Here is a 9,128-nt window from a genome sequence, read left to right on the forward strand (position 1 = left end):
ATGGCTCTTTTTATTTGCCATTGGGGTGCTCACTTTTTGAGTACCATTTGCTACATTTTCATTTTACCGAAAACATGGATACCGTGTATTATTGTTGCGTTTTGCTGAGATATATTATGAAATATGGAAATTTAGAAACTTAAAAATACCTCAAAATGACGGTTTTGTGGAGCGAAACCCTCGTTTTGGGTGTGTGTTTGCCCTGACAGAGGTGGGATTGAAGAAGGAATATCGTGCATGGGCAAATATCAGCGTGCACTTTCTAATACGGAAAATTACCGGTTTCTATGAGAAATTCGCACAATTTATATCGGACAATTACATTGCCTGTGTAGCTATGCAGCAGCTTGTCACTTTTTCAGTAAGCCCTAAATAGTAGGAGAAAAAACGATGCCAAAATTTTTAGCATATAAGAAGCCGCAAAACGATCTTTTTTACTATTTGGCTGCCAAGACTGGGCAGAGACAGCAAGGCGGCTGGCTGCCAATCTGGGCCCATCTTTTTGATACTGCGGGGGTTATGGAGCATTTGCTAACACACCGTTGTTTGAACATGGCCGAAGACAGGATGTGTTTATCAAATCAGGAGTGGACTCGGCTTTGTGTGTTTCTTGCCCTTGTACACGATATAGGAAAATGTACCCCGGTCTTTCAATCAAAAATCACGGCTTATATCCCTGAGATGAGTGCTCACCTCCGAAATTATGGCATAGAAATTCCCAATTATCATACATTTCTTGATTCAGATAAAACGCCACATGGATTATCTGGGGAAGCTATTTTACTCCATTTGGGCTGCCCGCCTGGGGTAGCCGCTGTGGTCGGTGCGCACCATGGCCGCCCACAGGAAATCGGCGATGATGTGGAAGACTGGCTGGAAGTCTATGATGTAAACTTCTATGGCATAGACGGGGAAGAAAGTTCCGTAGGAAAACAGTGGGAGACACTGTGGCAGGAATGGCTGGATTTGGCACTCTATGCGTGTGGCTATTCCGGTGTAGAGGACCTGCCGCAAATAGATATTCCTTCCCAGGTGCTGGCTACCGGTATGCTAATCATGGCAGACTGGATCGCCAGTAATCCCACTTATTTCCCGTTGCTGGAACTTGGAGACACAGGCCGATCCCTTGACTATCCCCTACGGATTCAAGATGGCTGGAAAAAACTGAACCTCCCACAACAGTGGTGTCCTGACACAGTTCGTATGAATGATTTCAGGTTTCAGGAGCGATTTGGGTTTGTATGGAATACCGTTCAGCAGGAAATGGTCAAGGCGATAGAGGATAGCGGGCAGCCTGGGATTTTTATCTTGGAAGCGCAGATGGGCGTAGGGAAAACGGAGGCCGCGCTGGCAGGGGCGGAGGTGATTGCCGGCAAACTGGGGTGTAGCGGTATTTTCTTTGGCCTGCCCACACAAGCGACTGCCAATGGCATTTTCCCACGCCTGAAGCAGTGGGCCCAGCGGCAGTCAGAGCAGGCCCAGCATAGTATCCGGCTGGCCCACGGGATGGCGGAATTGAATGAGGAGTATCAGTCTGTTTTTCATGGCGCAGCTGTACAAAATGAGGATGCTCCCGTCAAAGGGCTGGTTGTCCACCCTTGGTTTGAAGGACGGAAACAGGCTCTTCTGTCTGACTTTGTCATTGGAACCGTTGACCAGCTATTAATGGCGGCCCTGAAGCAGAAGCATGTGATGCTTCGTCACTTAGGCCTGGCGGGAAAAGTAGTCATTGTGGATGAGTGCCATGCTTACGATGCCTACATGAACCGCTATTTGGATCGGGCGCTCAACTGGCTTGGCACATATGGCGTCCCGGTGATTCTTCTCTCGGCCACGTTACCCGCCCGACGGCGCAGGGAGTTGATTTTTGCTTATCAAAATACGACACTTCCCAAAGGAGAAAGATTGGATTGGAAAGAGAGTCAGGCCTATCCCCTGCTGACTTGGACAGACGGGACAAAGGTGCGGCAGTGCAATATTCAGGTGGACCAGCCTCCACGTTTGGTTCAAATGGAACGGGCAGACAGGCAGCAGATTCCCGTGCTGATAAAAAGCGTAGTCTCAAAAGGAGGCTGCGTGGGCGTTGTTGTGAACACAGTGCGCCAGGCGCAGCAGTTGGCCCAGGAGTTGCATGATATGTTTCCCGAGCATCCAGTGATTCTCATCCACTCCAGGCTGCTGATGGCAGACCGTTCGGAGCGCGAAAGTGAACTGCTCCGCGTTTTGGGGAAACACTCCACACCTGAACAGCGAAACGGAGTGATTGTGGTAGGAACACAAATTCTGGAGCAGTCGTTGGATATCGACTTTGACGTTCTGATTACACAGATTTGTCCCATGGACCTGCTGCTACAGCGATTGGGACGGCTGCACCGCCATGGGAGACAGCGACCAGAAGGATTGGATAAGGCGGTTTGTGTGGTGCTGGAGCGAGATACGCCCGATGACGGTACCATTGCAGTTTATGGCAAATGGCTGCTCTACCGTACCAATCAGCTTCTTCCCGAACAGATCACATTGCCCCAGGACATCTCGCCATTGGTACAACAGGCCTATCAAAATGGCGATGAGGTTTTGTCAAAAGAGGATCCAGCGTTTCTCTTTTGGCAGGAACATCAGCAAAACATTAAAGAAAAAGAGAATCGTGCGCAGAGCTTCCGGCTCCCAGGTTTTGACGAGTTGGATGAGACAATGCACGGATTGCTGGACAGCAGCCTGGGTAATGGTGACTGGGCGGCGCAGGCCACGGTACGGGATGGCACACCGGGATTGGATGTCCTGGTGATGGAGCTGAGAGAATCCGGCGAAGTTGCCTTTCTGCCGTGGCAGTATGGCGGCGTAGCAGTGCCAAGGGATCATATCCCATCCCAGCAGGAATGCAGACAGATCCTGCGGCAGCGGATACAACTCCCCCGAGTTTTATGCGGAAGGACATTGGACCGCACCATTGCTGCCCTAGAGGCGCTCCGGCAGTCCGTGGTGCCGGAGTGGAACTATGCCCCCTTGCTGCAGGGAGAACTGTTTCTGTTTCTGGATGAGCAAGGGAAAACGGAACTGTGCGGATACCAGTTGACCTATACCAAAGCACTCGGGCTGCAGTGCAGCCGGAAGGAGGAGTAAGATGGAGGAACGGGTATTTTCGCTGTTGGAGGAGCCGTGGATCTGCGTGCTCAGAGCGGATGGCAGCACTGCAAAACTATCGCTGACGGAAGCGCTGATACAAGCGCATCAGATCCGGGATTTGGCCGGAGAGAGTAAAACGCAGGATAGTGCCATGCTCCGGATGCTGCTGGCAGTGATTCACACTGTGTTTTCACGGGTGAATGAACAGGGGTTGCCAGAGGAGATTTCAACAGTGCAGGAGGCTCTTCGGCGCTGGGGGGCTCTGTGGGCGCTTGGGGCGTTTCCACAAGATCAGATACAAGACTATCTCACCCAGTGGCAGGAGCGATTCTGGCTATTCCATCCGGAGCGGCCTTTTTACCAGGTACCCGAGCTGCAGGGTACAACGAATCCGGCAAAAAAGCTGAACGGCGCACTGGTTGAGAGCAGCAATAAGACCCAGCTATTTTCTTTGTGGAACGGAGAGAGAAAAAATCGACTTACCTATGATGAGGCTGCCCGGTGGCTGGTTTTTCTTCAGGGGTTTGGGGATACAGCCGCAAAAAAGCCCTCTCCCAAATTAAGCTGGTTGGGCAGCATTGGCCTGATCATGGCAAAGGGAGAGACGCTCTTTGAGACGTTGATGCTGAATTTGGTATTGTGGAAGAACGGAACAGAACGGTGGGAAGCGAGCGCCCCATCATGGGAGGAAGAACTTCCCCAAGAGAAGCTGCGGGAAATCCCCACACCAAACAACCAGGCTGCTCTGCTGACCGTTCAGTGCCGACGTGCACTCTTGCAGCGAGAAAATGGGTGGGTGTCCGGTTATGTGGAGGCAGCCGGGGACTATTTCCCCAAAGAAAACGCTTTTTGTGAACAGATGACCTTGTGGGAGGGGATCAAGGAACGGGATCAGATCATCGGGTATCGCCCCAGAGCACACCAGCCCAGCCGTCAGATGTGGCGTGATTTTTCTGTTCTGATGGGGCAGGATGTGCGGAAGCCGGGTATCGTGGCCTGGATTGGATTACTGAAGGCACGAAAAAAGCTGGCAAAGAGCAAGATGATCTCTTTCCAGCTGGCAGGCGTCAGATATGGCAATATGTATTGCGGCATTGTAGATGAGTTTTTTGACCAGCTGCAGATGTACAGCGGCCTGCTGGATGAGCTGGGGTATAAGTGGCAGAAATTTATCGGTGAGGAGGTGAGCCACTGCGACCAGCTGGCTAAAACGGTGGGCAAATTGGCCTATAAACTAGACCGAGCAATGGGAGGGGAAGGAAAATCGGCTGTACCGAGAGCGCAGGAGCAATGCTACTACCGGCTGGATCTTCCATTCCGCCAATGGCTGCTGACCATTGATCCAGATGCAACGCCCCGCGATCAGAACGAAATGCGCAGAACCTGGCGGAGTCAGGCGAAAACAATTTCACTGGGGCTGGGCCGTGAACTGGTGGACCAGGGCGGAACAGCAGCGCTGATTGGGAGAGAGGTTACAGAAAAAATCAAAAACAGGGAAGAAACTCACTACTACTGTGCGCCAAAGGCATTCAACCAGTTTTTATCTGAGCTGAAGCAATGGGAGGTATAGAAGAAATGAGCCAGGAGAATACCGGCAGAAAAATCGCCGGGTTTACAGCCAAAAAGCTGATACAGTTACAGAATCAGAGGGGTGAGGCTTCCTTCCGCAGTACCCTTGCTCACCTTCGCAGAGGTGCCGGATGCACACCCGGGGAGATGCCACAGCTATGGGGCTTTTTTCTGGATGGAATGCCTGAGGAGTGGATGGGAAACCGCGATCCCAGCCGGGCAGAATGGGCCATCTACACAGCACTGACGCTGTTTGCCCTCCATCAACAGGGGAAAGACCCTAAAACGGAGTGGATGAGCCAGCCAGATGCTTCCTTGGGAAAGTCTGTGGCTAGATTAATCGGTGCTGCAGAAGAGGAAAGCCGTGTGGCGCGGCGGTTCCATACACTTGCGACCTCTGCAGGCATGGAAGAATTGTCCCACCACATGCGGGGCATGGTGCAGCTGCTCCGCAGCAAAAATATCCCCTTGGATTACCCGGCGCTTGCTGAGGATCTGTTTTGGTATCAGAACGCCGAATACCAAGCTCAGGTTCGTCTGCGATGGGGACAGGATTTTTACCGCCGCACACTGCCGGAACAGGCAGAGAAAATGAAGGAGGATGAAAATCGTGAATAATAAGGCCAAACTGTATGTGGATGTGCATGTTTTGCAGACCGTTCCCCCCAGCTGCATCAATCGAGATGACACCGGAAGTCCTAAAACCGCCGTTTACGGCGGTGTGACCCGGGCCAGAGTATCCAGCCAGGCGTGGAAGCGGGCTATGCGTCTGATGTTCCGGGACCTGTTTACTGAGGAGCAGGTGGGGCTGCGGACCAAGCGTGCCACGGAGTTGGTGGCTGCTCAGCTGAAGGCGCTTGGACAGGAAAAAGACTGTGAAAAACAGGCTGTCAAGGCGTTGGAAGCGGCCGGGATCAAAGTCAATAAGGCCTCCCAGACTGATGCGCTGTTTTTCCTCAGCCCCATTCAGGCCAGAGAATTGGCACGGCTGGCAAGCGAGGGTGAGACTGACAAGCAGCAATACAAAAACGCTCTCAAAGACTATCCATCTGTGGATATGGCGCTCTTTGGCCGTATGGTGGCCAGCGATCCCTCTCTCAACTATGATGCTGCCGCCCAGGTTGCCCACAGCATTTCCACCCATGAAGTCCGCAATGAATACGACTATTTTACCGCAGTAGATGACTGTGCCCCAGAGGAAAATATGGGGGCAGGGCATCTGGGAACTGTGGAGTTTCACTCGGCCACCCTCTACCGTTATGCAACTATCAATGTGCGAGAGTTGGCCCAGAATCTGAAAGGAGAGACGGCGGAGGCTGTGGAGGGCTTTATCAAGGCTTTTTTGCTGTCCATGCCCACAGGCAAGCAGAACACCTTTGCCAACCGCACAGTGCCCGACCTGGCCTACATTACCCTGCGGCGGGATCAGCCTGTCAATCTGGCCGGAGCGTTTGAGTGCCCTGTACGGATCCATGGAGAGGGATATGTGAACCGTTCCATTCAGGCCTTGAGCCGTTATGCGAAGAGAACCTACCAGTCCTTTACCACGGCGCCGGAGCAAGCGTTCTGTATTGGGGCAATAGAGGAGGCCGATTCCCTTGCTCCGTCGGTAGGGATGCAGGATATGCTGGATGCAGTTCTGGGTGCAGTATCTGACTACTGTCAAATGGAGGAAGAGTCATGAGCACATTGCTGTTGCGCCTGGCGGCACCCTTGCAGGCGTGGGGCAGCGACTCCAGATTTGAGACACGGCGCACGGGCAGAGAACCGACCAAAAGCGGAGTCATCGGGCTGCTGGCTGCCGCTCTTGGGCGGAGAAGAGCCGATTCCGTTGACGACCTGTGCCGACTTCGGTTTGGGGTACGGGTGGATCAGGAGGGACAGCTGCTGCGGGATTTTCATACTGCACACCAAGGGGATAAAACCGCCTATGTAACCGAGCGGTACTATCTCTGTGACGCTGCTTTTTTGGTTGGCCTGGAGAGCAAGGATCGAGCATTTCTTCAAACCCTGGAGCAGGCGTTGCGAGCTCCAGTTTTTCCGCTGTTTCTGGGACGAAGATCCTGCCCGCCAACTTTGCCCATTGCCCTTGGCATCCGGGAAGGAAGCCTGGTAAATGAGCTGAAACAAGAACCGTGGCTGGCCTCTCAGTGGATGCAAAGACAATACCGTGAGAAACCTCTGCTGCGTTTGTTGACTGATTCCGGATGCGGCGGAAGGAATATGGGGATGCAGCGGGATCTTCCAGTTACCTTCCATATTAGCGCCCGGTCATATGCCTATCGGGAGATGGAGGAGCATCTGCCCATCGCTCCGCCGGATGTGCTGCACGATCCCATGGCAGAGCTGCCATAGAGAGGGGGAACCACCATGTACTTAACCAGAATGGAGCTGGATGTGGGCAAGCGGGACACTAGAAAAGCGTTGCTCTCTCCAAGCCTGTTTCATGGCGCCATAGAGTCCTCCTTTCCTGGCGAGCGGGAGCGTCGGCTTTGGCGAGTAGACGAATATCAAGGAAAATATTACCTTCTTCTGCTCAGTGAACAGACCCCTGACCTGTCTCATATGGCAAAACAGTTTGGAATGGAGGAGAATGATCAGCCCTGGCAGACAAAATCTTATGACACATTGCTGGAGCGGATTCAGGATGGAAGCGCCTGGCAGTTTCGCCTGACGGCCAATCCCACCAAGAGTATCAAGTCATCCGAGCCTGGGAAGCGGGGAATGGTATGTGCACATATGACACCGGAATATCAGCTGAAGTGGCTGTTGGATCGGTGCGAGACTCATGGTTTTTCCATAGACCCGGAGGAAGTGATCGTGGCCAAAAGTCAGTGGCAGCGGTTTTACAAAGGCGATCAGCGTAAGAGACCGGTTTCGCTGCTGTCCGTTACCTTTGAGGGTATTCTAACCGTAATAGACGAGGTGCGCTTTCGGCAGACCTTGGTGGAGGGAATCGGGCGAGGTAAAGCCTTTGGCTTGGGCCTGCTGACTGTCATAAGACTGCGGGGGAGCGATCATAAGTAATCTGCCGGGAACGGAGCGTCCGGCGCTACAGGCATTGCCGCAGATTGGGGATCGTTTGACGTTCGCGCACACTTATTGATAAAGCAGGCGAAACTGGTCAGCAACCAGCGGAGCCATCTGGCTGTGGTCAGGAAGCTTTTCCCTGCATATGCGGGGGTGATCCCTACTACACCCCTGAGGCGGACTGGGAGTACATCTTTTCCCCGCATATGCGGGGGTGATCCCCACTTGATAGTGGCGTTGGCGGTATAGGGATGCTTTTCCCCGCATACGCGGGGGTGATCCCAAGGTGTACCGCAAGTGCGCCGTGTACGGTGACTTTTCCCCGCATACGCGGGGGTGATCCCTATCAAAGCATGGGACAGCCCGGCAGCATCCACTTTTCCCCGCATACGCGGGGGTGCTCCCTGCTCCAGCGTCAGGCTCTCGCCCTTGAAGATCTTTTCCCCGCATATGCAGGGGTGATCCCTATTGGGAATGGTTAGAACAAATTTAAAAATACTTTTCCCCGCATATGCGGGGGTGATCCCAAGCGCAGTATTACCAGCGCAACACTGTTCTTGGGGGCAAACATATTGTCGCAAACGTATTGTCGCAAACGTATTGTCGCAAGCTATGCATGTGGCTATCCACAGCCACAAACTGCTTGTTGAGGGCAGCGCCCCCAAGCCCCTTTGAACGCAGAATTTCATTCTGCGGCTACGCATCCGATGGATGCTTTTCACCACGGTCAGCTCAACGCTGGCCCTGGTCTTTTTCTTTCTCATGTACTTGGTCATGCCCCATATCCATCAGCCTGTCCACATTGGCCTTTGCCGTCAGCAGTTCCCGCATTTCTTCCCGGGAGCGCCGGTACTGGGCATAGGCTTTTTTCTTTTTGTCCAGAAGGCTGGCATACTCAACTTGCAGCTCCTTAACTTTGGGCAGCTTCTTGACGCCCATATCATCAAAGGCATTCTTGGCCGCCTGGTGGAGCAGAATGTCTGATTCATGCTGGGCCAGGAACTGTTTGGAGTAACCGGCTTTCCGGTAGGCCACATAGACCTCACGGGTCTTGACGTAGTTAATGATATGGGTACGCAGGATGGCAATCTCCGCCATACGTTTCTCTGCCGCTTTGATCTGTGCCGACAGTGCATGATGGTGGGCTGAGGCAGCAGCTGCTTTTTCCTCCAACACCTTATAGTCCAGCAGATTATGCTCGGTGAGGTAGTTCATGGTCTGCGCCATCTGCTTCAGATTGAACACCTTGGCCCAGCGTTCATATCCCACTCCTTTTCCAGCCTGGAGCTTTGCCTGAATATCCACCAGCAGATTGACTTTGGGCTGCTCCTTTTGTATAACCACTTTCTTTTTGGGTGTATGATCCTTCTGACCGGTTAGAACTACCAGCAGATCTTCCAGCGTGT

The 9,128-nt window shown here is 53.0% G+C and carries 6 protein-coding genes and 1 pseudogene; 6 read left to right on the forward strand and 1 reads right to left on the reverse strand.

The features are described 5' to 3' along the window. The first annotated feature begins 390 nt into the window (after nt 1-390). Genes cas3 through cas6e form a run of 6 tightly spaced genes read left to right on the forward strand, consistent with a single transcriptional unit; the run spans nt 391 to nt 7,719 of the window. Nucleotides 391-3,120 carry a CRISPR-associated helicase Cas3' gene (gene cas3 / locus Q0J75_RS12745; protein WP_297202034.1) on the forward strand — a complete coding sequence of 910 codons (2,730 nt, stop codon included), beginning with the start codon at nt 391-393 and terminating at the stop codon, nt 3,118-3,120. Between the two features lies 1 nt (nt 3,121). Next, on the forward strand, nt 3,122-4,693 hold the full coding sequence (gene casA, locus Q0J75_RS12750; protein ID WP_297202038.1) for a type I-E CRISPR-associated protein Cse1/CasA: 1,572 nt from the start codon (nt 3,122-3,124) through the stop codon (nt 4,691-4,693). A 5-nt stretch (nt 4,694-4,698) separates the two neighbouring features. Then, a complete protein-coding gene (casB, locus tag Q0J75_RS12755; protein ID WP_297202040.1) occupies nt 4,699-5,310 on the forward strand; it encodes a type I-E CRISPR-associated protein Cse2/CasB in 612 nt (203 codons plus the stop codon). Continuing rightward, on the forward strand, nt 5,303-6,376 hold the full coding sequence (cas7e, locus tag Q0J75_RS12760) for a type I-E CRISPR-associated protein Cas7/Cse4/CasC (RefSeq protein WP_297202042.1): 1,074 nt from the start codon (nt 5,303-5,305) through the stop codon (nt 6,374-6,376). Before casB ends, cas7e begins: the two co-directional genes overlap by 8 nt. Next, on the forward strand, nt 6,373-7,047 hold the full coding sequence (gene cas5e, locus Q0J75_RS12765) for a type I-E CRISPR-associated protein Cas5/CasD (RefSeq protein ID WP_297202045.1): 675 nt from the start codon (nt 6,373-6,375) through the stop codon (nt 7,045-7,047). Before cas7e ends, cas5e begins: the two co-directional genes overlap by 4 nt. Nucleotides 7,048-7,062: 15 nt before the next feature. Continuing rightward, complete coding sequence (cas6e, locus tag Q0J75_RS12770) at nt 7,063-7,719, forward strand: type I-E CRISPR-associated protein Cas6/Cse3/CasE (RefSeq protein WP_297202047.1); 657 nt, start codon at nt 7,063-7,065, stop codon at nt 7,717-7,719. A 735-nt stretch (nt 7,720-8,454) separates the two neighbouring features. Here the strand turns inward: cas6e and Q0J75_RS12775 are convergent. Beyond that, nucleotides 8,455-9,128, reverse strand: a pseudogene (locus Q0J75_RS12775) (relaxase); the annotation flags it as partial.

It is taken from the genome of uncultured Flavonifractor sp., from assembly GCF_944385615.1.
Classification (GTDB): Bacteria; Bacillota; Clostridia; order Oscillospirales; family Oscillospiraceae; genus Flavonifractor.